A 23,072-nucleotide genomic window follows, 5' to 3' on the forward strand; every position below is an offset into this window, starting at 1 on the left:
CTCCAAGGAGCAACAGGCATGACCACCGCCAAATCCGCGTCGTCCTCCTCGCAGGCCGGGGAGTTCGACCTCGGCGCGCTGCTGGCCGAGCGCGGAGCCGAGCGCTACGAGCTGCACACCAGGCACCTCAACCACCAGCTCCCGCGCATGCTGCACACCATCGGCTTCGACAAGGTCTACGAGCGTGCCGAGGGCGCCTACTTCTGGGACGCGGACGGCGACGACTACCTGGACATGCTCGCCGGATTCGGGGTGATGGGCCTGGGCCGCCATCACCCCGTGGTCCGCAAGGCGCTGCACGACGTCCTCGACGCCTCTCTCGCCGACCTCACCCGCTTCGACTGCCAGCCGCTGCCGGGTCTGCTGGCCGAGAAGCTGCTCACGCACAGCCCGCACCTGGACCGGGTGTTCTTCGGCAACAGCGGTACGGAGGCGGTGGAGACCGCGCTGAAGTTCGCCCGGCGCGCCACGGGCAAGCCGCGGATCCTGTACTGCGATCACGCCTTCCACGGACTGACCACCGGGTCGTTGTCGGTCAACGGCGAGGACGGCTTCCGGGACGGCTTCGCCCCGCTGCTGCCCGACACGGGCGTACCACTCGGCGATCTCGACGCCCTGGCACGGGAGCTGAAGAAGGGCGACGTCGCCGCCCTGATCGTCGAGCCGATCCAGGGCAAGGGCGTGCACGAGGCCCCGCCCGGACATCTGCGCGCCGCCCAGGAGCTGCTGCACAAGCACAAGGCGCTGCTCATCGCGGACGAGGTGCAGACAGGGCTGGGGAGGACCGGCGATTTCTACGCCTACCAGCACGAGGAGGGCGTCGAGCCGGACCTGGTGTGCGTGGCCAAGGCGCTCTCCGGCGGCTATGTGCCGGTCGGCGCCACGCTCGGCAAGGACTGGATCTTCAAGAAGGTCTACTCCTCGATCGACCGGGTGCTGGTCCACTCGGCGAGCTTCGGCTCCAACGCCCAGGCCATGGCGGCCGGGCTCGCCGTGCTGTCCGTCATGGAGAACGAGCAGATCGTCGCCAATGCCCGGGCCACCGGGGAGCTGCTGAAGTCCCGGCTCGCCGCGCTCGTCGAGAAGTACGAGCTGCTCGCCGACGTCCGCGGCCGGGGCCTGATGATCGGCATCGAGTTCGGTCGGCCCAAGTCGCTGAAGCTGCGCAGCCGTTGGACCATGCTGCAGGCCGCGCGCAAGGGCCTGTTCGCGCAGATGGTGGTGGTACCGCTGCTGCGGCGGCACCGGATTCTCACCCAGGTCTCCGGCGACCACCTGGAGGTGATCAAGCTGATCCCGCCGCTGATCGTCGGCGAGCGGGAGGTGGACCGCTTCGTGGACGCCTTCACGGACGTGATGGACGACGCGCACAGTGGCAGCGGGCTGATGTGGGACTTCGGCAAGACTCTGGTCAAGCAGGCGGTGGCGAACCGCTGACCGGACGCGGGTTTTTGCCTCTGAGGCAAGAAATTTGCCGGACGGGCAGGACTCCGGCTGAATGGGGAGCATGAGCTCTCCCGAGTCCGAGCCTTCGGTGGAGGCGGTCCCGCTCGTCGCACCCCAGCTCCGCGCCCTGCGACGGCGGGCCTCCCTCACCCTGGAGGCCGCCGCCCGATCCGCGGGGCTGTCGCCCGCCCACCTCTCCCGCCTGGAGACGGGGCAGCGCCAGCCCTCGCTGCCGATGCTGCTGGCCCTCGCCCGTATCTACGGTGCGACCGTCTCGGAACTGCTCGGCGAGACGGTGGCCGATCGCGATGCCGTGGTGCGCGCCGCCGACATGGAACCGACCGCGGCCGGCGGCTGGACCTACTGGCAGGCCGGCGCGTCCGGCCGGGGCATGCAGGCCCTGCGGGTCCACGTCCCCTTCGGCTCCCAGGGCGACATCGTGCGCGTGCACCCCGGCGAGGAGTGGCTGTACGTCCTCGAGGGACGCCTGCGCCTGCGCCTCGGGGACACCACGCACCGACTGGCGCGGGGCGACAGCGCGCACTTCGACTCGCTGACCCCGCACCGCATCGCCGCCGAAGGCCGTGACGGCGTCGAGCTCCTGTTCGTCCACACCCTGCTGCAGAGCCCCACGGCCACGATGTGCCTGGGCCCGAACCCTGGAGAGACGCCATGAACGACATGGAGGAGAAGTTCCCCCGCGCCCTGTGGGTGCGCCTCATCATCTACATCGCGGTGGGGCACCTCTTCGCGGCCTTCGTCTACCTGCTGTTCGAGGCCGGCGCGAAACAGTGAGCGCTCAGTCGAGCAACCGGTCCCGCAGGCGCTCCCGGAGCTCCGGAGTGACCCCGAGGCCCTTCTCCAGGTAGGTCTCGACGCCGCCCCAGGTCTCCTCGATGGTCTCGAAGGCCGCCGTCAGATACTCGGCGCGCGCGTCGAACAGGGGGCTGAGCAGCTCCATGACCTCGGGGGAGTAGGCCGAGGCGGAGCTGCCGCTGCGGTGCACCTTGTAGCGGCGGTGCTTGGCGTTCGACTCCAGGTAGTCAACGAGGATCGCCTCGCGCTCGACGCCCAGGGTCAGCAGCGTCACGGCTATCGACAGACCCGCGCGGTCCTTGCCCGCCGCACAGTGCATCAGCGCCGGGACGCTGTCCTCGGCCAGGGCGTGCAGCACCTGCGCGTGCTCGGCGGTGCGCTCCTTGATGATCGCGCGGTACGAGGTGATCATCCGGTTCGCGGCCTTGCCGTCCGACAGGATCGCCCGCAGCTGGTCGAGGTCGCCGTCGCGGACCATCTTCCAGAACTCGGCGCCGTCCGCGGGGTCGGTCAGCGGCAGGTTCACATTGCGCACGCCCGGCAGCTCGACGTCGGGTCCCTCCAGCTTCTGGTCCGCCGCGTTGCGGAAGTCGAAGATCGTGTGCAGGCCCAGGGAGGCGAGGAAGGCGGCGTCCTCCTCGGTCGCGTGCGCGAGATGGCCGCTGCGGAACAGCACCCCGTGCCGCACCTGCCGTCCGTTCACGGTCGGCAGCCCGCCCACGTCCCGGAAGTTGCGCACTCCTGCCAGCTCGGGCTCGGTCGACGGGACCTGCTGCGTCACGAGGGCTCCTCCCCTTTCGATCCCGCCTGCGCGGCTCGGCGGCGGGCACGCACTCGACGATACGACATGGATTCCTGAGGCAATGAGTTGTCCACAGGCGTTGCACCGCACGGTCGCCGCCCTTGATGATGTTGAGGCTTGAGCGCACCTGTTCGTGTCTGTTCGTATCTGTGAGGGGCTGGATGCTGGAGATCGCCGAGAACGGCCGTACGTGGATTCTGTCCGGGCCGGCCAGCAGTTACGCCGTCCATCTCACCGACGGCGACGAGCTGCTGCACCTGCACTGGGGGCCACGGATCGCCCTCGCCGACGCCGAGGCGCTCGCCGTACGGCCGCTGCCGGACTACTGGCCCTTCGAGTCACCGCTCGACGGCCGCGAGGAGTACCCCGTCGAGGGCGGCCCCCGCTTCGTGCGTCCCGCTCTGGCCGTGCGTGCCGGGGACGGGCGCGGCACCGAGTGGAGTTTCGAGGCATACGACACCGAGGGCGACGAGCTGCGGCTGCGGTTCCGTGACGGTGGGCTGGCGATCACGCTCCACTACCGCATGCGGGAGGACGTCGTCGAGCGCTGGGTGACCCTGGACAACGACGGGCCCTGCGTGGAACTCCTGCGCGCCGACTCCGCCACCTGGACCCTGCCCGACCGCGACGGCTGGCGGCTGTCCCAGCTGCACGGCCGCTGGGCCGCGGAGTCCCGGCTCGTGCGCTCCCCGCTCACCTACGGCGAGAAGGTCATCGGCAGCCGGCGCGGACACACCGGGCACCAGCATCTGCCCTGGGTCGCGCTCGACACGGACGCGACCGAGGAGCGCGGCGAGGTCTACGGCTGTGCCCTCGGCTGGTCCGGTTCCTGGCGCATCGCCGTGGCCCAACTGCCGGACGCGCGCGTGCAGATCACCGGCGGGGCCGGGTACGACGACTCAGGGCTGCTCCGTCTGGAGGCGGGGGAGTCCTTCACCACGCCCGTCTTCGCCGGCCTGTGGAGCGACGGCGGCTTCGGCGGGGCGAGCCGGTCCTGGCACACCTACCAGCGCGCGCACGTCATCCCCGACGCGGACCGGGACCGGCCAGTTCTGTTCAACTCCTGGGAGGCCACGGAGTTCGACATCTCGGAGGAACAGCAGCGGGTGCTGGCCCGGCGGGCCGCGGAGATGGGCGTCGAGCTGTTCGTGGTCGACGACGGCTGGTTCGGGGCGCGCACCAGCGACCGCGCCGGACTCGGCGACTGGTCGCCCAACCCGGACCGCTTCCCCCGCGGCCTCACGCCCCTCGCCGACCACGTGCACGGGCTCGGCATGCGGTTCGGCATCTGGGTCGAGCCGGAGATGGTCAACCCGGACAGCGACCTGTACCGGGCCCATCCGGACTGGGTGCAGCACCAATCGGGACGAAAGCGGACGGAGTTCCGCAATCAGCTCGTACTGAACCTCGCGCGCGAGGACGTCCAGGAGTACCTCTGGGAGCAGCTCGACGGGCTCCTCTCCAGTGCCCCGATCGACTACGTGAAGTGGGACTTCAACCGCTGCTTCACCGACGCGGGCTGGCCCGGCGAGCCCTACCCGCAGCGCCTGTGGGTGGACCACGTGCACGCTTTGTACGGCCTCCTGGACCGGCTGCGGGCCGCCCACCCGGGCGTGGCCTTCGAGTCCTGCTCGGGCGGCGGCGGCCGGATCGACCTCGGCGTCATGAGCCGTACCGACCAGGTGTGGACCTCCGACAACACCGACCCGCTCGACCGGCTCGCCATCCAGCACGGCTTCAGTCAGATCCACCCGGCCCGGGCCATGGCCGCCTGGGTCACCGACAGCCCGAACGTCATGCTCAACGGCCGGGTCAGCTCGCTGCGCTTCCGGTTCGTCAGTGCGATGGCCGGGGTGCTCGGGGTCGGCGGCGACCTCGCCCGGTGGACCGAGGGGGAACTCGCCGAAGCCCGCGACTGGGTGGGGCTCTACAAGGAGATCCGGCCCCTCGTGCAGCGCGGCGACCTCTACCGCCTGCGACCTCCGGAGGGCGGGCTGAGCGCGGTGCAGTACGTGCTCGGCGACGAGACGGTCGTCCTCGCCTGGCTTCAGGCGCAGCGTTACGGCGAGCCCGTTCCGGCGGTGCGGCTGCGTGGCCTCGACCCGACAGCATCGTATGAATGCCGCGAAACGGGCGAAGTTCACCGAGGTGCGGTGCTGTTGCACCACGGGTTGCGGGTGGTGCTGAGCGGTGACCTTGATGCGACAGTTCTCCGGCTGCGTCGCATCTGAGAGTTCTGCCCGAATTAGCACCTTCATTCCAACTCCGTCTGGAATGAAGGGACCTGATCGGTGTTACGTGAGGAGCGTCATATTCGTGACCGAGCGTCGCCCGTCATGTTCACGTAATTTACGTGGTTTTCAAGGGCGTTTGACTGAAAGACGGGTTTGGAAATGCACGCAGGGTGACGGGGAATTCTCGTAACGGATCAACCGGTGCGCATTCACGGGCAACCTCTACTTGTCCCTGTGCGTCTATGTCGCTTACGTTCACCACCGATCCGGACGGACGCCCAATCCTGCCGCCGCCCGGAGCCCGCACACACTCACCCGTACACGGCAGGAGCGGGGGACCCACAGGCACAATCGCCTGCTCCGGTCTCCGGAACAGGCTAGGGGTAAAGCCGTGCTTCGGCACGACCGGGCATCTCCAGTCCGCACCCGACAGCTCACCTCGTAGGCGCCGGAGAGGAATTCGCCATGCCCGCGAAGGGTAAGCACCGCCGCCCCAAGTCCCAGCGTTTCACCCGCTCCATAGCCGTCGCCGGAACGGGCGGCGCCGCGCTCGCCCTCCCGCTTCTGGGAGCCACCGGCGCCCATGCCGCGACCGGTCAGTCCGTTTCGGAAAAGGCCGTCCAGTCCTCCGTTCCGGCCACTCAGAAGGCCGAAAAGGTGGTGGCTGAAAAGAAGCAGGCCGCTAAGGCCGAGGGCGTGAAGACCTATTCGGTGAAGGCCGGCGACTATCTCGCCAAGATCGCCGATGAGCAGAACGTCAGCGGTGGCTGGAAGAAGCTCTACGCCGACAACCGGGAAGTCGTCGGCGACGACCCGTCGCTGATCCACCCCGGCCTGAAGCTCACGCTCGGCAAGAAGGCCGCGACGGGTGCCACCAAGGTGCCGGCTCCGTCCTCTTCTTCGCCCAAGCCGTCCAAGTCGTCCGGTTCGTCGGATTCGTCCGCCGCGTCGAAGTCGTCGTCGAAGTCGTCCTCGTCGAACTCGACGGCCGCCCAGCAGAGCTCCGAGTCGACCGGCACCTCCAGCGGCTTCGCCCTCCCCGTGGCCGGTGCCACCGTCGGCACCCCGTACCGTATGTCGGGCAGCATGTGGTCCAGCGGCTACCACACCGGCGTCGACTTCGTCGTCCCGACCGGAACTTCACTCAAGGCCGTGGGTGCGGGCACCGTCGTCTCCGCCGGCTGGGGCGGTGCGTACGGCAACCAGGTCGTCATCAAGCTCGCCGACGGTTACTACGCGCAGTACGCCCACCTGTCCTCGATCTCCGTCTCGAACGGTCAGTCCGTGACGGGGGGTCAGCAGATCGGCCTCTCGGGCGCCACCGGCAATGTGACCGGCCCGCACCTGCACTTCGAGATCCGTACCACCCCGGACTACGGCTCGGACGTGGACCCGGTCGCCTACCTGCGCTCCAAGGGCGTCTCCGTGGGCTGACGCCCCACCCGACCGCCTGCCCGACACGCCGCCGAAGGCCGGACCCCGATCCCCGGGTCCGGCTTTCGGTGTGTCGGTTTGTCAGTACGCCGGTGCGTCCGGGTGTCGGGGTGCCGGGGTGTCGACAGGGAGGGGGCAGAGGGAACAGAGTGAACTCCGTAGCGATGCAAGCGCTTTCTCCTGGCTTTCCACGACCTTTGGAGGTTCCCGTGACGACCACACGCAGAGCTTTCGGAGTCTTGACGGCGGGTGCAGTCCTCGCGGCCCTCGCCCCCACGCCGGCCAACGCGACGCCCGGCCACCGGCGCGGCCGGCTCATCGCCCGCGACGACTTCCGGCACGGCCTCGACCGGTGGGCCGTCGAACTCCAGGACGGCGGCACCGTCACCGCCTCCCGGGGTGTGCTGGAGATCGACGTGCCGAGCGGGGCGACGGTCTGGTTCAAGAAGAGACTCGAAGGGCCGTACGTCCTGGAGTACACCGCCACGCCGGTGTCCGAGGGCGGCGTCAACGACCGCGTCTCGGACCTCAACAATTTCTGGAACGCCGTCGACGTCCGCTCCCCGGACGACCTCTTCGCCACCCATCGGGGCGGGGCGCTGGCGGAGTACGACTACCTGAAGACGTATTACTCCGGATACGGCGCCAACTACAACACCACCACCCGGCTGCGCCGTTACATCGGCGAGGCGGGCGTCCGTCCGCTGGTGTTCGACTACACCGAGCCGCTGCTCGTGGCGAACCGGCCGCACCGCGTTCGTATCGTCTCCGACGGCTGGACGGTCCAGTGGTGGAACAACGGGCGGCTCGTCTTCGATTACACCGACCCGGAGCCGTACGCAGAAGGGCACTTCGCCTTCCGGACGGTGTGGAGCCACTTCCGGGTCAGCGGCTTCCGGGTATGGCGATGGATGCCTGAACACCGCTGATCAGCGGCCTATTCCGGGCTTGACCAATCCTTGAAGAGTGGCTTATCTCACCGCCCGTCAATCCTTTCCTACGGTCGCGTAGCTCACATCCGAAGGTGAATCATGGCCCGATGTGGCAGACGATTCGAAGAATGACAACAGCTCAGTGATCGGGTCGTACGTGGCGGTGGGGGACAGCTTCACCGAGGGCGTCGGCGACCCCGGCCCCGACGGGGCGTTCGTCGGATGGGCCGACCGGTTCGCGGTACTGCTCGCGGACCGGCGGCCCGAAGGCGATTTCAAATACACGAATCTCGCCGTGCGCGGCAAGCTGCTCGACCAGATCGTGGCGGACCAGGTTCGGCAGGCGATCGAACTCGCGCCGGACCTTATGTCGTTCTGCGCCGGGGGCAACGACATCATCCGGCCCGGCACCGACCCCGACGAGGTCGCCGAGCGCTTCGAGCGGGCGATCGTCCGGCTCACCGCCGTCGCCGGCACGGTGATGGTGACGACCGGCTTCGACACCCGTGGCGTCCCCGTGCTCAGGCACCTGCGCGGCAAGATCGCCACCTACAACGGGCATGTGCGGGCCATCGCGGACCGGTACGGCTGCCCGGTGCTCGACCTGTGGTCCCTGAAGTCCGTCCAGGACCGCCGGGCCTGGGACGACGACCGGCTTCACCTCTCTGCCGAGGGGCACACGCGCGTGGCGCTGCGCGCCGGGCAGGTCCTCGGCCTGGAGATCCCGGCCGACCCGGAACAGCCCTGGCCCCCGCTCCCGCAGCGCGGCACGCTCGAGGTGCGGCGGGACGACGTCCACTGGGCGCGCGAGTACCTGGTGCCGTGGATCGGCCGCCGACTGCGTGGGGAGTCGTCGGGGGACCATGTGACGGCCAAGGGCAGGCTGTCGCCGGACGACATCAAGACGCGGATCGCTTCGGTGGCTTGAGGATGGTGCGGATGCCCGGCGGGTTGGCACCGGCCGGGCATCCGGGGGGTTGGGTGGCTCGCCTTGCTGACGGCGGGCAAGGAGCCCACCGGCCTCTTCGTCAACGCCTCCCGGCCCACGGCCTGTCCGGCGGATCACGCCACGGACGCGGGCACCCGGTCACCTGGGTTGAGCGGCTCCGCCGATTTCCCGTGACCTGATCCCACGGGCAGGCTCCAGCCCCAGTTCCCGGGCCAGCGCCTCGTCCACCCAGTCCTGCGCCCGCGACCGCGACACCGCCCCCGCGTAGGACGTCAGCTGCACGGCGAGCCCGTCGAGCATGGCTGTCAGGCGCAGGGCCGTGCCGCCCGGATCGGGGCAGTGGAACTCGCCCGCGGCCACGCCCTCGGCGATCACCTCGGCGATCGCCGCCTTCCACCGTCTGTCGAGGTCCCGCGTGACCTCCTGCAGCGCGGGCTCCCGCAGTGCCGCCGCCCAGCCCTCTATCCACAGCCGCCAGCCCTTGGCCTGGCCCGTCGGGGCGTACCAGCGCACGGCCGCGCGCAGTCGGCGCAGTGCCGTCGTGCGGCGGCCCAGCAGCTTGCGCAGATGGGCGAGATCGCCCTCGGCCGCGTACGTGAACGCGGCGGCGACCAGCTTCTCCTTGGTGGAGAAGTGATAGAGCACCAGGGCGTTGCTCACGCCGAGCGCCGAGGCCACGTCGGCGATCCTGACCGCCGCCACGCCCCGCGCCTCGATCTGCTCGATGGCGGCCCGCAGCAGCTCCTCACGCCGCTCCGCCACGCTCAACCGCACTCTCACCACGCCGTCAGCCTATTCCGTCGGCGGGGGCGGTGGCGGAGGGAGGCCGACTGCTTCGCTGGGGCGGATCGGGGTGCGGGGGTTGGAGTTCCTCCGAGGGGCGGGGATGGGGCCCTGGGAGGGGTGCGGGGATGGGAGCTCCTCCGGGGTCGGGCACGGAGCCCCGGGGGGGGCGTGCGGGGATTGGAGTTCCCCCCGGGGTCGGGCACGGAGCCCCGGGGGGCGTGCAGGGATTGGAGTCCCTCCGGGGCCGGGGCTGGGGCACGGAGCGCAGGGAAGGGGGGCAGGGGACGGAGTCCCTGCCGGGGTTGGGGCGGAGCCCCAGGACGAGGGTCACCTCATGGTCGACCGAGTCGGGCGGCAGGTGGGCGAAGGCCGGGGGTTCAGGGGCGCGAGCCCTCTGGCCGGGGCGAACGGGCGGAGCCACCGGAGATCCTCACCGGTACCATCCGAACCGCTCGGCGATCACCGGCAGCCGGTCCGCGACGAGGGCGTGGGCGGCGGCCCTGGGGGTCGTTCCGTCGGCCTCCGCGCGGGCCAGCATCTGCTCGACCAGGGCGCGCATCGAGCGGCGCGTATGGGCGAACGCCGCCTCCGCGTCCGCGCCGATGTCGCCGAACAGCGTCCACCACCACCAGGCGTTCGTCCCGGAGTTGACGACGACGTCCGGCAGCACGGTGACACCGCGCGCGGCCAGCAGTTCCTCCGCCTCGGGCAGGACCGGCATGTTGGCCGCCTCGACGATCCAGCGGGCGCCGATCCGCTCCTGGTTCGACGAGTCGATCGTGTACGAGACCGCCGCGGGCACCAGCACTTCCGCGTCGGCGGACAACCAGGCCTCACCCGGCAGTTCGCGGTCCTCGGGGCGCAGTACCGAGCGGTCCACGGTGCCGTACGCGTCCCGCCCGGCCAGCAGCGCCTCGACGTCGAGCCCGGCCGGGTTGGCGATCGTGCCCTTGATGTCGGCGACGGCCACGACCGTGAGTCCCGCGCGCGTGAGGAAGCGTGCCGTGGCCCCGCCCATGGTGCCCAGGCCCTGCACGGCGACCCGCGTGCCCTGGTACGGCACACCGGCCCGGTCCAGGGCCGCGAGCGCAGACTCGGCGACCCCGCAGCCGCCGACCAGTTCGTCGAGCCCGATGCCGTCCACCTCGACCGCGAAGGCGTCCGCCAGGCGCCGCCGCGCCGCGGCCTCGTCGTCGAGCAACGGATACACGGCCTGGACGGACGACACGAGCCCCGCCTCGGCGGCCGCCCGGTCCACCAGGTCCTGGGTCAGACCGAGGTCCTCGCCCGTCGTCCACATGCTCTCGATGTACGGCCGCATGGCGCGCAGGTACCGCACCAGGAGGCCGTACGCCCCCGGGTCCCGCGGATCGCAGTCGATGCCGCCCTTCGCGCCGCCCAAGGGGACGTAACGGCCCTCGGGGTTGTAATGCAGGGCCTCCTTCATGGTCATCCCGCGGGCGAGCCCGGTGACCTCCCCCAGGGTGCAGCCAGGGCGCATGCGCAGCCCGCCGCTGGACACGCCGCGCACCAGCCGGTCGACGACCAGGAAACCCTGGCGGCCGGTGAGGTGGTCGGTCCAGGTGAGCGACATCAGCGGGGCGGTCATGCGGTCTCCCGGGGACGACGAGCCTCTGGGGCCGCGGGCTGCCCGTCACAGGCTGGTTACTGAATCGCGAGTCAGTATTCGGAGGGGCGCCCGCCCTGTCAACGTGCCGAATAATCACAGGGGTGCAAACCAGATGTCAGAGAAGCCGACCATAATGGAACGCCTCACCGACTCCACCTGGAGGTACACCGTGACCGGTTTCCGTTCCCCGAGCTCCGGGCTCCGTGCGCTGCTGCCCGCGGCCTTCGGCGCGGACCCGAGCGGTGAGCGCCTGGCGCGCATCCGCAGATCGCCCCACTTCAAGGACGGAGTCTTCCAGAACCCCGGGGGCGTCGCCCGCACCCCGTCCCCCTCGGCGCTGGATTTCGTGAAGGACTTCTTCGACAAGGACCAGCGGTCCCGCCGCGTCCCGAAGGGCACCGTCCCGGTGCACGCCACCACGCTCGCCGACATCGCCGAGCGCCCCGCCACCGGCCTGCGGCTGACCTGGATGGGGCACGCCAGTGTGCTGGCCGAGATCGACGGACAGCGCGTCCTGTTCGACCCCGTCTGGGGCGAGCGGTGCTCCCCCGTCCCCTTCGCCGGACCCAAGCGGCTGCACCCGGTGCCCCTGCCGCTGGCCGCGCTCGGCCCGGTCGACGTCGTCGTCATCTCGCACGACCACTACGACCACCTGGACATGCCCACGATCAAGGCGCTGGCCGGCACCGACACGCTGTTCGCCGTCCCGCTCGGCGTCGGCGCCCACCTCGAGCGCTGGGGCGTGTCCGCCGACCGGCTGCGCGAGCTGGACTGGCACGAGGCGACGAAGGTCGGCGGACTCACCCTCACCGCCACCCCGGCCCGCCACTTCTGCGGCCGCGGCCTGCGCAACACCCAGCACACGCTGTGGGCCTCCTGGGTCGTCACCGGAGCGGAGCACCGGATCTACCACAGCGGTGACACCGGGTACTTCGAGGGCTTCAAGGACATCGGCGCCGAGCACGGCCCGTTCGACGCCACGATGATCCAGATCGGTGCCTACAGCGACCTCTGGCCGGACATCCACATGACCCCCGAGGAGGGCACGCGCGCACACCTCGACCTCCAGGGCGGCGAGCCGCACGGCGTCCTGCTGCCGATCCACTGGGCCACCTTCAACCTGGCCGCCCACTCGTGGGCGGAGCCCGGCGAGGGCACCCTCGCGGCAGCCCGCGCGGTGGGTGCCCCGATCGCCCTGCCCCGGCCCGGCGAGCCCTTCGAGCCCACGGCGGAGACGGTCCCGGCCGAACCGTGGTGGCGAGGGGTGGCCATGGAGCCGACCGGCGGGTGGCCGGCCGCCGAGGCGCTCACCGACGCGGCGATCAAGAAGGCGACCGACTCGGCGGCGGAAGAGCAGGCCAAAGCCGATACGGACAGTGACGTTCGGAAGGGTGTGGGCGAGGGCACGGGAGACCCCGAAACCGTCCCGACGGGCTGAGCATGGCCGGAGCGCAGTGAACGGCGAGGGCCGGGGAGCGAGAAACTCCCCGGCCCTCGCCGTTTTTGCGTGACCGCTTCTGACCAGGTCTGATCGATGGCTTGTTCTTCGGTGGCGTATCGGTGAGGGGTTTATCGGTCTGTCGTACGAAGCCTCATACCAGAGCGGGAAGCTCACCGTATGAGTTTGTCAACTGCACACCGCACATGATGCAGGTGCGACTACTGTGAGTGTCCGTCGGGCGACGCAGGGCCGAATCGGCTCTCTCGACGGACCGGATCAGGGGCGGGGCTGGCAGACGCAGCCGCGCGGCGCAGGAGGGAGTCGTGATGGGGGCCGCCCCTGCTCGACGGCAGCGCACCAGGACCGGCGAACCCGGCAGGACTCACCCCAGGCCCCCCGGCCATCAGGCCCGACGGACCAGTACGACGAGGACACCGATGTCTCACCTCCGCGCCCCGGCCGCACGCGCAGACCGCCGTGAGAGCGGGCGGCACGGCCGGCCGGCCGCCCGTGCCGTCCCCGCGCTGCCCGAGACCCACATACGGCCCCAGTTGCTGCGCCTCGCCGTGCTGCCGCCCGTCGCCGTCGCCCTCAGCGGCTGCGCCGCCGTCCTGTTCACCGTCCGCTCCACCGGCGCACGCCCCAGCCTCACCCTGTGGGGGGTGCTGGCCGGCGCGGTCTCGGTGACCTGCGCGGGCATCCTGATCGCCGCCGTGGCCGCCAACCGCGCCGCCCGGTCCGTGAGCGACCGCGTCGCTGCCCTGCGCCGCAACAGCGCGCGCGGCGAGGCCGATCTGCGGGCCCTGGTCGAGGCATTGCGGCGCGGCGACGGACCGCCCCAACGCAAGTCGCGCAGCGGACCGCCCGAACACGCCGACGACTTCGAACTGCTCGCCGCCGACCTGGCCCGCGCTCACGACGGCGCCATCACCGCAGTCGTGCAGGCCGCCCAGCTCTCCAGCCAGGCGAGCAGCGAACAGAAGCTGGAGGTGTTCCTCAACCTCGCCCGGAGGCTGCAGTCGCTCGTGCACCGGGAGATCTCCATCCTCGACGAGCTGGAGAACGAGATCGAGGACCCCGACCTCCTCAAGGGCCTCTTCCACGTCGACCATCTCGCCACCCGCATCCGCCGTCACGCCGAGAACCTCGCCGTGCTCGGCGGCGCCGGCTCGCGCCGCCAGTGGAGCAACCCGGTCTCCATGACCGAGGTGCTGCGCTCCGCCATCGCCGAGGTCGAGCAGTACTCCCGGGTCAAGCTCGTGCCGCCGATCGACGGCGAGCTGCGCGGCCACGCCGTCGCCGACGTGATCCACCTGCTGGCCGAACTCATCGAGAACGCCACGGTGTTCTCCGCCCCGCACACCCAAGTGCTGCTGCGCGCCAACCTCGTCACCTCGGGGCTCGCCGTCGAGGTGGAGGACCGCGGGCTCGGCATGCCCGTCGGCGAGCAGCAACGGATGAACGCGCTGCTCGCCGACCCGGACCAGGTCAACGTGGCCAGCCTGCTGGCGGACGGCCGCATCGGGCTGTTCGTGGTCTCACAACTCGCCAAGCGGCACGGCATCCATGTCCGCCTGCAGACCAACATCTACGGCGGGATCCAGGCCGTGCTGGTGGTGCCGCAGGCGCTGCTGGGCACGGCGCCGGGCGCCCCCGGAGCCGTACCGCAGCCGCCGGACACCAAGGCGGAAGCAGCCGGTCCGACCGCGGCCCCGCAGCAGCGTCCGCAGCCCGGAACGGAGGTGGGAGGCCGGGGCACGCCGTCAGCCCCACCCGCCGTGCCGCGTCCGCGGCAGCCGGACACCCAGCCTCCGACGCCGCGGGAGCCCGTCCGGACGACGCCCCCGGCGCCGAAAAACGGCGCACCGGCGCCGCTGCCCGTGCGCGGGGTCCACGAGGAGCGGCCCAATCCGGCCGAGGCCCGGCCCGGTATCAGGCCCGACCACCGGCGGATCGTCGCCGAGAACACGGCCACGCCGCCCACCCCCCGCAACAGCGCCGTGCGCGGCACCATGGGCAAGCCCCAACTGCCCCGGCGCCGGGCCCAGGAGCACATCGCGCCACAGCTGCGCGACGGACCGGCGCCGCGCCAGGACCCCGCAGACCTGGCCGGTCACGACCCGGGTCTGATGGCGGCCTTCCAACGAGGCATCGGACTCGCCGAGGCCCAGCAGCGCCTGGAGCCGACGTACGACAAGCCGACGTACGACAAGCCGACGTACGACAAGCCCGCCTACGACGAACCTGTGTACGACGAACCCGCGTACGGCAAGCCCGCGTACGACGAACCGGCGACGCGAACGGAGTCGGTTTACCGGGAGTCGGCGCGTCGCGAATCGACACAGGCGACCCATGGGGGCACCGCACATCGCGGGGCGATCCCCATAGGGCCGACGCCCATGGGTTCGGCCCACACGGATGCCGGCCCGGCCTCCTCCGACCGGGGATCGGCCTCCATGGAGCCCGCGCATATGGATTCCCCGCACATGGAGTCCCCCCAGGCGCGCGGTCTGCGGGGCAGCGTCTCCGCGCCCGGTCTCGACCTCGACCTCGACCACACCACCCGGCACGACGGGAGCGCACCCGCCGGATGAGTACCCCCACGCCCACCCCCACCCCCAGCGCTCCCGCAGACCTTCGTACCTCAAGGAGTCGATCCACCATGGCGAGCGAAGCGCCGACCGGCCATGTATCCGATCTCGACTGGCTGATGAGCGGCCTCGTGCAGCGCGTACCGCACACCATCAGCGCGGTCCTGCTGTCCTGCGACGGGCTCGTGAAGTCGGTCCACGGACTCGACCCGGACAGCGCCGACCACCTGGCCGCCCTGGCCTCCGGCCTCTACTCCCTCGGCCGCAGCGCGGGCGTCCGCTTCGCCGACGGCGGCGATGTCCGCCAGGTCGTCGTCGAACTCGACTCGACTCTGCTGTTCGTCACGACCGCCGGCTCCGGCACCTGCCTCGCCGTCCTCGCCGGCCGCGAGGCCGACGCGGCCGTGCTCGGCTACGAGATGGCGATGCTGGTCAAGAGCGTCCGCCCCTACCTGGTGACCGCACCCCGGCAGCACACCGTCGAACCCACGGCGATGAGGCCTTGAGCGTGACGGCAGCCGGCGACGGGCCCTGGCTCGACGACGCGGCCGGACGGCTCGTGCGCCCCTTCACGGTCAGCAACGGCCGCACCCGGCCCACCATCGCGTTCGACCTGTTGTCGCACGTGATGGCCACGGGAGCCACCCCTCTCGGCTACCTCGGCCCCGAGCACGCGCAGGCGCTCGAGCTGTGCCGCGCCCCCGTCTCGGTCGCCGAGGTCGCCGCCCAACTGAAGCTGCCGGCGGTGGTCACCAAGGTGCTGCTGTCGGACCTCGTCGACTGCGGGGCGCTGACCACCAAGCCCCCCGAGTTCCACCACAACCCGACTGACCGGGCCCTTCTGGAGGCAGTGCTCGATGGACTACGACGACAGCTCTGACCCCTTCCCCACCGCACTGAAGATCCTGGTGGCGGGAGGGTTCGGAGTAGGCAAGACGACTTTCGTGGGCGCGGTCAGCGAGATCGCGCCGCTCAGCACGGAGGAACTGCTCACCACGGTCAGCGCCGCGACCGACAGTCTCGACGGCATCGAGAACAAGGTCGAGACGACGGTGGCCATGGACTTCGGCCGTATCACGCTCGACTCGGAACACGTCCTGTACCTGTTCGGCACGCCCGGGCAGGAGCGGTTCTGGTTCATGTGGGACGAGCTCTCGGAGGGTGCGCTGGGCGCGGTCATCCTCGCCGACACCCGCCGTCTGGAGGACTGTTTCGCCGCCGTCGACTTCTTCGAGCAGCGCGGCCTCGGCTTCATCGTCGCGATCAACGAGTTCGACGGCTCGTACCGCTACGACCCGGAGGAGGTCCGCGCCGCCATCGACCTGCCCGCGGAGATCCCCATCGTCCGCTGCGACGCCCGGATCTCCAGCTCCGGGGTCCAGACCCTGCTCACCCTCGTACGACACCTCATCGCCCACAGCCCGGCCGTCGCGCCCAGCCACGGCGCCCACATGTGACAACCGCACACACCGCCATGGAGCCGCATATGACGTACGTCCACCGCGACGGAGTCCGCCCATGAGCTACGACCTGCCCCGCCCGGCCGGTCGACTGCTGCTCACCCCGGAGGACAGGGAAGCCCCCGACCGGGTGCGGCGACTGCGCCGACTGCGGCTGGGAGAGCACCCGGAGCCCGCCCTCGACGCCTTCGCGGACCGCGTCGCCGAGTGCACGGGAGCGCCGTACGCCATGGTCAACTTCATCGACGAGCACCGGCAGTTCTTCGCAGGCCTGCACGTCCCGGACATCAGACCGACCGTCACGTCGTCGGCGGGGACGGAGCAGAGCGCCCCGGAGCTGGGCCGCCACATGGAGCGTGACCACGGGTTCTGCCCTCATGTGGTGGTCCGGCGCAAGGCGTTGGTGCTGGAGGACGTGCGCGACTATCCGCGGTTCGCGGGCAACCCCATCGTCGACGAGTTCGGCATCCGCTCCTACCTCGGCGCGCCCCTCGTCGACAGCACGGGCATGGTGCTGGGCACCGTGTGCGCCGCCGACATCGAGCCGCGGCCCTGGGGCAGATCCGGCTTGGAGATCATCAAGTCGGCGGCCGCGGAACTCGTCGCACGGCTGGAGCGGCGCGAGGACGACGGACTCCTGATCTGACGGACGAGGGGGTCAACCGGGCCAGGTGCCGGTCACGCGGCGGGCGGCGACGGCTCCACCGCGGTCGACGGCGGCTTTGACACCGGCGAAGATCGCTCCCTGAAGGACGGCTGCCGACACGACCTCGCGCCAGGTGCGGTCCTCGTCCGTGGCGTCGGGGGCGTCCTCTTCATGGCCTAGCTTTTTCCAGACCTGCTTGAACATCGCGCCGGCCAGGACGCCGCTGACGGCGCCCATGGCCATGCCGACCGGCTTGTAGGCGATCTTTGCGGCTTTCATCGACGCCTCCTGGAACGGCGTGCGAACAGCAGTGCGATGAGTGCGCCGGTGGCGGCGAGCAGCGCCGTGCGGTTGGCCCGGGCCATCCGCATGCCACCGGTCGGCCTTCTCGCGCACGGGTTCCGGAGCCTTGTCGCGGGCCAGTTCTCCGACGTGCGCGGCTTTGTCGCGGACCTGCCCGGTGGCCGCGGTGGCCTTGGCACGCACCGGCTCCGGTGTCCTGTCCTGCACCACGTGGGCCGCGTGCGTCGCCTTGTCCCGAAGCTGGGTCCTGACCTGTGTGGTCTTCTCGGCGACCTGCTGCTTGACGGCCACGGTCTTCTCCTGGGCACGTGTCTTCACGTCGGTCTTCGCCGCGAGCGCCTCGACGGTCTCGCCGAGCTCCTCACGGGTCGCCTCGACCTGTTCACGCAGTTCGTCCGGGGAGGGCGCTGCCTCGTCACCCTTGTGCGGCTTGTCCTGGGTCATCGCTGTGCCTTCTCCTTGATCTCTGCCACATCGGCCTTGACGCTGTCCATCGTCTGTTCCGGCTTCGGCGGGGATGCCTTGCTGACCTGCTGCTTGCCGAGAGCCGCCATCAGTGCGGTGACGACGGCCAAGGCACCGGTGACGATCAGGGCCGCCGCCCAGACATCCAGCGTGAGCGACAGCGCGGCGATCACGGCGGCCACCAGTGCCTGCAGGGTGAGGACACCCACCAGGCCCGCCCCGCCGAACAGGCCGCCGCCCTTGCCGAACCGCTTGCCCTTCTGGGTCATCTCCGCCTGCGCCAGGCGCATCTCATCGCGCACGAGCTGCGACAACTGCCGCGAAGCACGCTGGACCAGTTCACCCACCGGTTCCTGCGTTCCGCTGACTGTCCGGTGCGAACCATCTGCTGTCATCGGTGCTCACCTGTCCTTCGTCGGCGTTCCCGGCAGGTTCGGTGGCCCGAGTACCCCCGCGACGACGCATCACCGCCTGTCAGGCGTGAAACGCGGGGCCCAGGCAGGCGTGAAGGAAAGCTGTGGCGCCGCTTAAGAAAACCTCGATGGACCGGGGGCCGCGTCGTACGGCAGATTGCCGGTCGATACCACCCCTCTCCCCGAACGCGGGCTCCTTCGGCATGCCCGGGTCCGGGGTCTCACCTCAGGAGCCGCGTTGAAGGCGCTGGTCAAGGAGAAGGCGGAACCCGGGCTGTGGCTCGCGGACGTGCCGGAGCCGGCGGTCGGCGCCGGTGACGTACTGATCAAGGTGCTGCGCACCGGCATCTGCGGCACCGATCTGCACATCCGGTCCTGGGACGGCTGGGCGCGGCAGGCGATCCGCGCCCCGCTCGTGGTCGGGCACGAGTTCGTCGGCGAGGTCGTCGAGACCGGCCGGGACGTCACCGATGTCAAGGCCGGCGACCGGGTCAGCGGCGAGGGCCACCTGGTCTGCGGAAAGTGCCGCAACTGCCAGGCCGGGCGGCGGCATCTGTGCCGGGCCACCGTCGGGCTCGGCGTCGGCCGTGACGGGGCGTTCGCCGAGTACGTGGCGCTGCCCGCGTCCAACGTGTGGGTGCACCGCGTCCCGGTGGACCTCGATGTGGCGGCGATCTTCGACCCGTTCGGCAACGCGGTGCACACCGCGCTGTCGTTCCCGCTGGTCGGCGAGGACGTACTGATCACGGGCGCCGGACCGATCGGGCTGATGGCCGCCGCGGTGGCCCGCCACGCGGGCGCCCGCAACATCATGATCACCGATGTCAGCGAGGAGCGCCTGGAGCTGGCCCGCAAGATCGGCGCGAGCCTCGCGCTGAACGTGACGCGAGCGACTGTCGCCGACGGGCAGCGAGAACTCGGTCTGCGCGAGGGCTTCGACATCGGCCTGGAGATGTCCGGCCGCCCCGAGGCACTGCGCGACATGATCGTCAACATGACGCACGGCGGCCGTATCGCCATGCTCGGCCTGCCCTCCCAGGAGTTCCCGGTCGACTGGGCCCGGATCGTCACCTCCATGATCACCATCAAGGGCGTCTACGGCCGCGAGATGTTCGAGACCTGGTACGCGATGTCGGTGCTGCTGGAGGGCGGTCTCGACCTCGCCCCCGTGATCACCGGCCGGTACGGCTACCGCGACTTCGAGGCGGCGTTCACCGACGCGGCGAGCGGCCGCGGCGGCAAGGTCATCCTCGACTGGACCGCGTAACTCCCATACGGCGTAAGCACTTTAGGAGCTTCCCTATGTTCGACTCCGTGCGCGACGACCTCCGCGCCACCCTCGACGAGATCCGCGCCGCCGGTCTGCACAAGCCCGAGCGTGTGATCGGCACCCCGCAGTCCGCGACCGTGCGCGTCACCGAGGGCGGCCGCCCCGGCGAGGTGCTCAACTTCTGCGCGAACAACTACCTCGGCCTCGCCGACCACCCCGAGGTCGTCGCCGCCGCCCACGCGGCCCTGGACCGCTGGGGCTACGGCATGGCCTCCGTGCGCTTCATCTGCGGTACGCAGGAGGTGCACAAGGAGCTGGAAGCGCGGCTGTCCGCCTTCCTCGGCCAGGAGGACACGATCCTGTACTCCTCCTGCTTCGACGCCAACGGCGGCGTGTTCGAGACGCTGCTCGGGCCTGGGGACGCGGTCATCTCCGACGCGTTGAACCACGCCTCGATCATCGACGGCATCCGCCTGTCCAAGGCTCGCCGCTTCCGGTACGCCAACCGCGATCTGGCGGATCTGGAGGCCAAGTTGAAGGAGGCGTCCGACGCGCGTCGCCGCCTCGTCGTCACCGACGGCGTGTTCTCCATGGACGGCTATGTCGCGCCCCTCGGCGAGATCTGCGACCTCGCCGACCGCTACGACGCCATGGTCATGGTCGATGACTCGCACGCCGTCGGCTTCGTCGGCCCCGGCGGCCGCGGCACCCCCGAACTGCACGGCGTGATGGACCGCGTCGACATCATCACCGGCACCCTCGGCAAGGCGCTCGGCGGCGCCTCCGGCGGCTACGTCGCCGCCCGCGCCGAGATCGTCGCCCTGCTGCGCCAGCGCTCACGGCCGTATCTCTTCTCGAACACCCTCGCGCCGGTGATCGCCGCCGCGTCCCTGAAGGTGATCGACCTGCTGGAGTCGGCGGACGACCTGCGGGTCCGGCTGGCCCACAACACCGCCCTGTTCCGTCGCCGGATGACCGAGGAGGGCTTCGACGTCCTGCCCGGCGACCACGCCATCGCACCCGTGATGATCGGGGACGCCGCGAAGGCGGGACGCCTCGCTGAGCTGCTGCTGGAGCGGGGGGTGTACGTGATCGGCTTCTCGTACCCCGTCGTGCCGCACGGGCAGGCCCGGATCCGCGTGCAGCTGTCCGCCGCGCACTCCACGGACGACGTGAACCGTGCGGTCGACGCGTTCGTGTCGGCGCGGGCCGAACTGGAGGACTGATCGGACGGACAGGTGATCTGCCGGGCCTGTGAAGCCTGACCGGCCGGGCATATTGCGATAATCGTTCGCATGATCGAAGCGCGGCGGCTCCACATCCTCCGTGCGGTGGCCGACCACCGCACGGTGACGGCGGCTGCCGCCGCGCTGTACCTCACGCCGTCGGCGGTCTCGCAGCAGCTGACGGCCCTGGAGCAGGAGACGGGCCACCGGCTGGTCGAGCGCGGCGCCAAGGGCGTACGGCTGACTCCGGCCGGTGAGATCCTGCTCAGCCACACCAACGCCGTCCTCGCCCAGCTGGAGCGGGCCGAGGCGGAGCTGGCCGCGTACAGCTCGGGCGCGGCCGGCACGGTCACGGTCGCCTCCTTCGCGACCGGCATCGCCCTGGTCGTCGCACCCGCGGTGGCCCGCCTCGCCGATTCGGCGCCGGGCATCCGCATCCGCGTCCACGACGCCGAAGGGGACGCGAGCCTGCCGATGGTCCTCGACCGCCAGGTCGACGTGGCGGTCGCCGTCGAGTACCGCGGGGCCCCGCCCGCCGACGACCCGCGCCTGGCCCATGTTCCGTTGTACGCCGAGCCCTTCGACGCGGTCGTCCCGGTCAGCCACCGCCTCGCCGACGCCGACGAGGTCCCGCTCGCGGAGCTGGCCAAGGACCCGTGGATCGGCCCGTACCCGGGCAATCCCTGCCACGACGTGGTCGTCCTCGCCTGCGAGAGCGCCGGCTTCCAGCCCCGCCTCGAACACTCCTCCGACGACTTTCGTGCCGTGGTGGCGCTGGCGTCCGCCGACGCGGGCGTCGCGCTCGTACCCCGCTCGGCGCTGCGCGGCATGGACCTCGCGGGTGTGGTGGTCCGCCCCGTCGACGGTGTCGCGCCCACGCGCCGGGTCTTCGCGGCCGTACGGCGGGGCGCGGAACAACACCCGTTGATCCGGCCGGTGCTGGAAGCGCTGGAAGCGGCGGCCGGCATGTAACCAGGGCGTTTCATATCCGGTATATCCCATCCGTGATTCTCGTATCTGGGATATCTTCCCGGATATGAAACAGCACATCGTGGAGACCGCGCCCGAGCCGGACCCCGTCGACTCCCGGCTCGACTCCCGGCTCGGCGCCCGTCTCGCCGCGCTGCGGGCCGAGCGCGGCTGGTCGTTGGAGGAACTGGCGGAACGCAGCGGAGTCAGCCGTTCGACCCTGTCCCGGGCCGAACGGGCGGAGATAAGCCCCACTGCCTCCCTCCTGAACCGGCTGTGCCACGTCTACGGGCGGACCATGTCCCAGCTGCTCAGCGAGGTCGAGGCCGAGCCGGCGCTGCTGGTGCGGGCCGCCGAGCAGCCGGTGTGGGAGGACCGCGCTTCCGGGTTCGTACGACGGTCCGTGTCCCCGCCGACCCCGGGGCTGCGCGGCGAACTCGTCGAGGGGCGGCTCGCCGCGGGCGCCGACATCGCCTACGACCGGCCGCCCGTGCCCGGTCTGGAGCAGCACATCTGGGTGCTGGCGGGGGCGTTGCAGGTGACGGCGCAGGACGTCGAGCACGATTTGGAGGCCGGGGACTGTCTGCGGCTGCGGGTTTGGGGGGCGACGCGCTTCCGGTGCGCCGGTCCGGACGAAGTGCGGTATGCGCTGGCGGTGGTGCTGCCGTGATCGTGACCCGAGGTGACGCAGCCCAACTTACGGCGAGCGTTGAGGAGTTGGCCGACCTGCTGGTCGACACCGTCGACGGCGGTGCCTCGGTCGGATTTCTCGCGCCGCTCGACCGGGCGGCGGCCGTCACCTGGTGGACGGGGCGCGTGGCCGCCGTGGCCGCCGGGCAACTCGCCGTGTGGACGGCACGCGACGGGGGCCGGATCGTCGGCACGGTCAGTCTGGCCTTCCCCGACAAGCCCAACAGCCGCCACCGCGCCGAGCTGGTCAAGCTGATGGTGCACAGGGCAGCCCGCGGACAGGGTCTCGGCCGCACCCTCCTGACCACCGCCGAGGAGGCGGCGGTGGGCGCCGGCGTCACCCTCCTCCACCTGGACACCGAGTCCGACAGCCCCGCTGAGCACCTCTACCGCTCGTCCGGCTGGAGCCGGGCCGGCATGATCCCCGACTACGCGGAGAGCCCGGCCGGGGAACTGCGGCCGACGACGCTGTACTACAAACGTGTGGGCGCGGGCGCGGCATACGCGCAGGATCCGGCGGAGGCGGCGGCAGGTTCTCTCACCAGGTGATTGTCAGTGCGAGCGGTTAC

At 70.8% G+C, this 23,072-nt stretch carries 23 protein-coding genes, 1 pseudogene and 1 riboswitch; of the genes and pseudogenes, 18 read left to right on the plus strand and 6 right to left on the minus strand.

Annotation, left to right across the window (positions count from 1 at the left end; all coding sequences use genetic code 11):
- Positions 1-18: 18 nt before the first annotated feature.
- The 3 genes from Q4V64_RS47150 to Q4V64_RS47160 all read left to right on the plus strand — a co-directional run bounded on the left by Q4V64_RS47150 (position 19) and on the right by Q4V64_RS47160 (position 2,241).
- Complete coding sequence (locus tag Q4V64_RS47150; RefSeq protein ID WP_124437566.1) at positions 19-1,437, plus strand: aspartate aminotransferase family protein; 1,419 nt, start codon at positions 19-21, stop codon at positions 1,435-1,437.
- Between the two features lie 70 nt (positions 1,438-1,507).
- Entirely contained in the window at positions 1,508-2,122 is a 615-nt protein-coding gene (locus tag Q4V64_RS47155; protein ID WP_124437565.1) for an XRE family transcriptional regulator, read from the plus strand.
- Complete coding sequence (locus tag Q4V64_RS47160) at positions 2,119-2,241, plus strand: DUF6126 family protein (protein ID WP_124437564.1); 123 nt, start codon at positions 2,119-2,121, stop codon at positions 2,239-2,241. Before Q4V64_RS47155 ends, Q4V64_RS47160 begins: the two co-directional genes overlap by 4 nt.
- 4 nt (positions 2,242-2,245) lie before the next feature.
- Here the strand turns inward: Q4V64_RS47160 and Q4V64_RS47165 are convergent, their stop codons facing one another.
- On the minus strand, positions 2,246-3,043 hold the full coding sequence (locus tag Q4V64_RS47165) for a tyrosine-protein phosphatase (protein ID WP_124437563.1): 798 nt from the start codon (positions 3,041-3,043) through the stop codon (positions 2,246-2,248).
- Between the two features lie 182 nt (positions 3,044-3,225).
- On the opposite strand from Q4V64_RS47165, the gene Q4V64_RS47170 reads away from it, so the two are divergent.
- The 4 genes from Q4V64_RS47170 to Q4V64_RS47185 all read left to right on the plus strand — a co-directional run bounded on the left by Q4V64_RS47170 (position 3,226) and on the right by Q4V64_RS47185 (position 8,592).
- Complete coding sequence (locus Q4V64_RS47170) at positions 3,226-5,295, plus strand: alpha-galactosidase (protein WP_124437562.1); 2,070 nt, start codon at positions 3,226-3,228, stop codon at positions 5,293-5,295.
- 305 nt (positions 5,296-5,600) lie between these two features.
- Positions 5,601-5,759, plus strand: a riboswitch (cyclic di-AMP (ydaO/yuaA leader).
- Positions 5,760-5,763: 4 nt separating this feature from the next.
- Positions 5,764-6,732 carry a LysM peptidoglycan-binding domain-containing M23 family metallopeptidase gene (locus Q4V64_RS47175; protein ID WP_124437561.1) on the plus strand — a complete coding sequence of 323 codons (969 nt, stop codon included), beginning with the start codon at positions 5,764-5,766 and terminating at the stop codon, positions 6,730-6,732.
- 209 nt (positions 6,733-6,941) lie between these two features.
- The gene (locus Q4V64_RS47180; RefSeq protein ID WP_172629007.1) at positions 6,942-7,661 is read left to right on the plus strand and encodes a DUF6250 domain-containing protein; all 720 of its coding nucleotides are present in this window, start codon (positions 6,942-6,944) and stop codon (positions 7,659-7,661) included.
- Between the two features lie 145 nt (positions 7,662-7,806).
- Positions 7,807-8,592: an SGNH/GDSL hydrolase family protein gene (locus tag Q4V64_RS47185; protein WP_124437589.1), complete on the plus strand. Its 786-nt coding sequence runs from the start codon at positions 7,807-7,809 to the stop codon at positions 8,590-8,592.
- A gap of 159 nt (positions 8,593-8,751) precedes the next feature.
- Here Q4V64_RS47185 and Q4V64_RS47190 read toward each other — a convergent pair whose 3' ends face one another.
- Entirely contained in the window at positions 8,752-9,396 is a 645-nt protein-coding gene (locus tag Q4V64_RS47190; RefSeq protein WP_301184467.1) for a TetR family transcriptional regulator C-terminal domain-containing protein, read from the minus strand.
- A gap of 433 nt (positions 9,397-9,829) precedes the next feature.
- Positions 9,830-11,008 (minus strand): glutamate dehydrogenase, encoded by a 1,179-nt coding sequence (locus Q4V64_RS47195; protein ID WP_124437559.1) that lies wholly within the window; start codon positions 11,006-11,008, stop codon positions 9,830-9,832.
- A 190-nt stretch (positions 11,009-11,198) separates the two neighbouring features.
- On the opposite strand from Q4V64_RS47195, the gene Q4V64_RS47200 reads away from it, so the two are divergent.
- The 6 genes from Q4V64_RS47200 (at position 11,199) to Q4V64_RS47225 (ending at position 17,167) form a co-directional block, all read left to right on the plus strand.
- Positions 11,199-12,467 carry an MBL fold metallo-hydrolase gene (locus Q4V64_RS47200; protein ID WP_124437587.1) on the plus strand — a complete coding sequence of 423 codons (1,269 nt, stop codon included), beginning with the start codon at positions 11,199-11,201 and terminating at the stop codon, positions 12,465-12,467.
- 440 nt (positions 12,468-12,907) lie between these two features.
- Complete coding sequence (locus Q4V64_RS47205) at positions 12,908-15,064, plus strand: ATP-binding protein (protein WP_124437558.1); 2,157 nt, start codon at positions 12,908-12,910, stop codon at positions 15,062-15,064.
- A gap of 68 nt (positions 15,065-15,132) precedes the next feature.
- Positions 15,133-15,567, plus strand: a complete 435-nt coding sequence (locus tag Q4V64_RS47210; RefSeq protein ID WP_124437557.1) for a roadblock/LC7 domain-containing protein — start codon at positions 15,133-15,135, stop codon at positions 15,565-15,567.
- 2 nt (positions 15,568-15,569) lie between these two features.
- Positions 15,570-15,941: a DUF742 domain-containing protein gene (locus tag Q4V64_RS47215; protein WP_124437556.1), complete on the plus strand. Its 372-nt coding sequence runs from the start codon at positions 15,570-15,572 to the stop codon at positions 15,939-15,941.
- Positions 15,919-16,518: an ATP/GTP-binding protein gene (locus Q4V64_RS47220; RefSeq protein ID WP_124437555.1), complete on the plus strand. Its 600-nt coding sequence runs from the start codon at positions 15,919-15,921 to the stop codon at positions 16,516-16,518. The genes Q4V64_RS47215 and Q4V64_RS47220 overlap by 23 nt, the downstream gene beginning before the upstream one ends.
- 61 nt (positions 16,519-16,579) lie before the next feature.
- Positions 16,580-17,167, plus strand: a complete 588-nt coding sequence (locus tag Q4V64_RS47225; protein ID WP_124437554.1) for a GAF domain-containing protein — start codon at positions 16,580-16,582, stop codon at positions 17,165-17,167.
- Between the two features lie 12 nt (positions 17,168-17,179).
- Here Q4V64_RS47225 and Q4V64_RS47230 read toward each other — a convergent pair whose 3' ends face one another.
- The 3 genes and pseudogenes from Q4V64_RS47230 to Q4V64_RS47240 form a co-directional block, all read right to left on the minus strand.
- Entirely contained in the window at positions 17,180-17,446 is a 267-nt protein-coding gene (locus Q4V64_RS47230; protein WP_124437553.1) for a DUF4235 domain-containing protein, read from the minus strand.
- Positions 17,443-17,914 (minus strand): annotated as a pseudogene (locus tag Q4V64_RS55770) (DUF3618 domain-containing protein). The gene Q4V64_RS47230 and the pseudogene Q4V64_RS55770 overlap by 4 nt, the downstream one beginning before the upstream one ends.
- The gene (locus Q4V64_RS47240) at positions 17,911-18,330 is read right to left on the minus strand and encodes a phage holin family protein (protein ID WP_124437552.1); all 420 of its coding nucleotides are present in this window, start codon (positions 18,328-18,330) and stop codon (positions 17,911-17,913) included. The pseudogene Q4V64_RS55770 and the gene Q4V64_RS47240 overlap by 4 nt, the downstream one beginning before the upstream one ends.
- A gap of 256 nt (positions 18,331-18,586) precedes the next feature.
- Here Q4V64_RS47240 and tdh point away from each other — a divergent pair, with 256 nt between their 5' ends.
- From tdh to Q4V64_RS47265, 5 genes are all read left to right on the plus strand, one after another.
- Positions 18,587-19,615 (plus strand): L-threonine 3-dehydrogenase, encoded by a 1,029-nt coding sequence (gene tdh / locus Q4V64_RS47245; RefSeq protein WP_124437551.1) that lies wholly within the window; start codon positions 18,587-18,589, stop codon positions 19,613-19,615.
- Positions 19,616-19,650: 35 nt separating this feature from the next.
- On the plus strand, positions 19,651-20,844 hold the full coding sequence (locus Q4V64_RS47250; protein ID WP_124437550.1) for a glycine C-acetyltransferase: 1,194 nt from the start codon (positions 19,651-19,653) through the stop codon (positions 20,842-20,844).
- Between the two features lie 69 nt (positions 20,845-20,913).
- A complete protein-coding gene (locus Q4V64_RS47255; RefSeq protein ID WP_124437549.1) occupies positions 20,914-21,816 on the plus strand; it encodes a LysR family transcriptional regulator in 903 nt (300 codons plus the stop codon).
- A gap of 64 nt (positions 21,817-21,880) precedes the next feature.
- Positions 21,881-22,483 carry an XRE family transcriptional regulator gene (locus tag Q4V64_RS47260; protein WP_124437548.1) on the plus strand — a complete coding sequence of 201 codons (603 nt, stop codon included), beginning with the start codon at positions 21,881-21,883 and terminating at the stop codon, positions 22,481-22,483.
- Positions 22,480-23,052: a GNAT family N-acetyltransferase gene (locus Q4V64_RS47265; protein ID WP_124437547.1), complete on the plus strand. Its 573-nt coding sequence runs from the start codon at positions 22,480-22,482 to the stop codon at positions 23,050-23,052. The genes Q4V64_RS47260 and Q4V64_RS47265 overlap by 4 nt, the downstream gene beginning before the upstream one ends.
- Positions 23,053-23,072: the final 20 nt, after the last annotated feature.

It is taken from the genome of Streptomyces sp. NL15-2K (assembly GCF_030551255.1).
Lineage (GTDB): Bacteria > Actinomycetota > Actinomycetes > Streptomycetales > Streptomycetaceae > Streptomyces.

Excerpts from the sequence above, each read along its gene's own strand:
- Q4V64_RS47150 (WP_124437566.1), top strand. The coding sequence starts at position 19 with ATGACCACCGCCAAATCCGCGTCGTCCTCCTCGCAGGCCGGGGAGTTC.
- Q4V64_RS47155 (WP_124437565.1), top strand. The coding sequence starts at position 1,508 with ATGAGCTCTCCCGAGTCCGAGCCTTCGGTGGAGGCGGTCCCGCTCGTC.
- Q4V64_RS47160 (WP_124437564.1), top strand. The coding sequence starts at position 2,119 with ATGAACGACATGGAGGAGAAGTTCCCCCGCGCCCTGTGGGTGCGCCTC.
- Q4V64_RS47170 (WP_124437562.1), top strand. The coding sequence starts at position 3,226 with ATGCTGGAGATCGCCGAGAACGGCCGTACGTGGATTCTGTCCGGGCCG.
- Q4V64_RS47175 (WP_124437561.1), top strand. The coding sequence starts at position 5,764 with ATGCCCGCGAAGGGTAAGCACCGCCGCCCCAAGTCCCAGCGTTTCACC.
- Q4V64_RS47195 (WP_124437559.1), bottom strand. The coding sequence starts at position 11,008 with ATGACCGCCCCGCTGATGTCGCTCACCTGGACCGACCACCTCACCGGC.
- Q4V64_RS47205 (WP_124437558.1), top strand. The coding sequence starts at position 12,908 with ATGTCTCACCTCCGCGCCCCGGCCGCACGCGCAGACCGCCGTGAGAGC.
- Q4V64_RS47210 (WP_124437557.1), top strand. The coding sequence starts at position 15,133 with ATGGCGAGCGAAGCGCCGACCGGCCATGTATCCGATCTCGACTGGCTG.
- Q4V64_RS47220 (WP_124437555.1), top strand. The coding sequence starts at position 15,919 with ATGGACTACGACGACAGCTCTGACCCCTTCCCCACCGCACTGAAGATC.
- Q4V64_RS47225 (WP_124437554.1), top strand. The coding sequence starts at position 16,580 with ATGAGCTACGACCTGCCCCGCCCGGCCGGTCGACTGCTGCTCACCCCG.
- Q4V64_RS47230 (WP_124437553.1), bottom strand. The coding sequence starts at position 17,446 with ATGAAAGCCGCAAAGATCGCCTACAAGCCGGTCGGCATGGCCATGGGC.
- Q4V64_RS47240 (WP_124437552.1), bottom strand. The coding sequence starts at position 18,330 with ATGACAGCAGATGGTTCGCACCGGACAGTCAGCGGAACGCAGGAACCG.
- Q4V64_RS47250 (WP_124437550.1), top strand. The coding sequence starts at position 19,651 with ATGTTCGACTCCGTGCGCGACGACCTCCGCGCCACCCTCGACGAGATC.
- Q4V64_RS47255 (WP_124437549.1), top strand. The coding sequence starts at position 20,914 with ATGATCGAAGCGCGGCGGCTCCACATCCTCCGTGCGGTGGCCGACCAC.
- Q4V64_RS47260 (WP_124437548.1), top strand. The coding sequence starts at position 21,881 with ATGAAACAGCACATCGTGGAGACCGCGCCCGAGCCGGACCCCGTCGAC.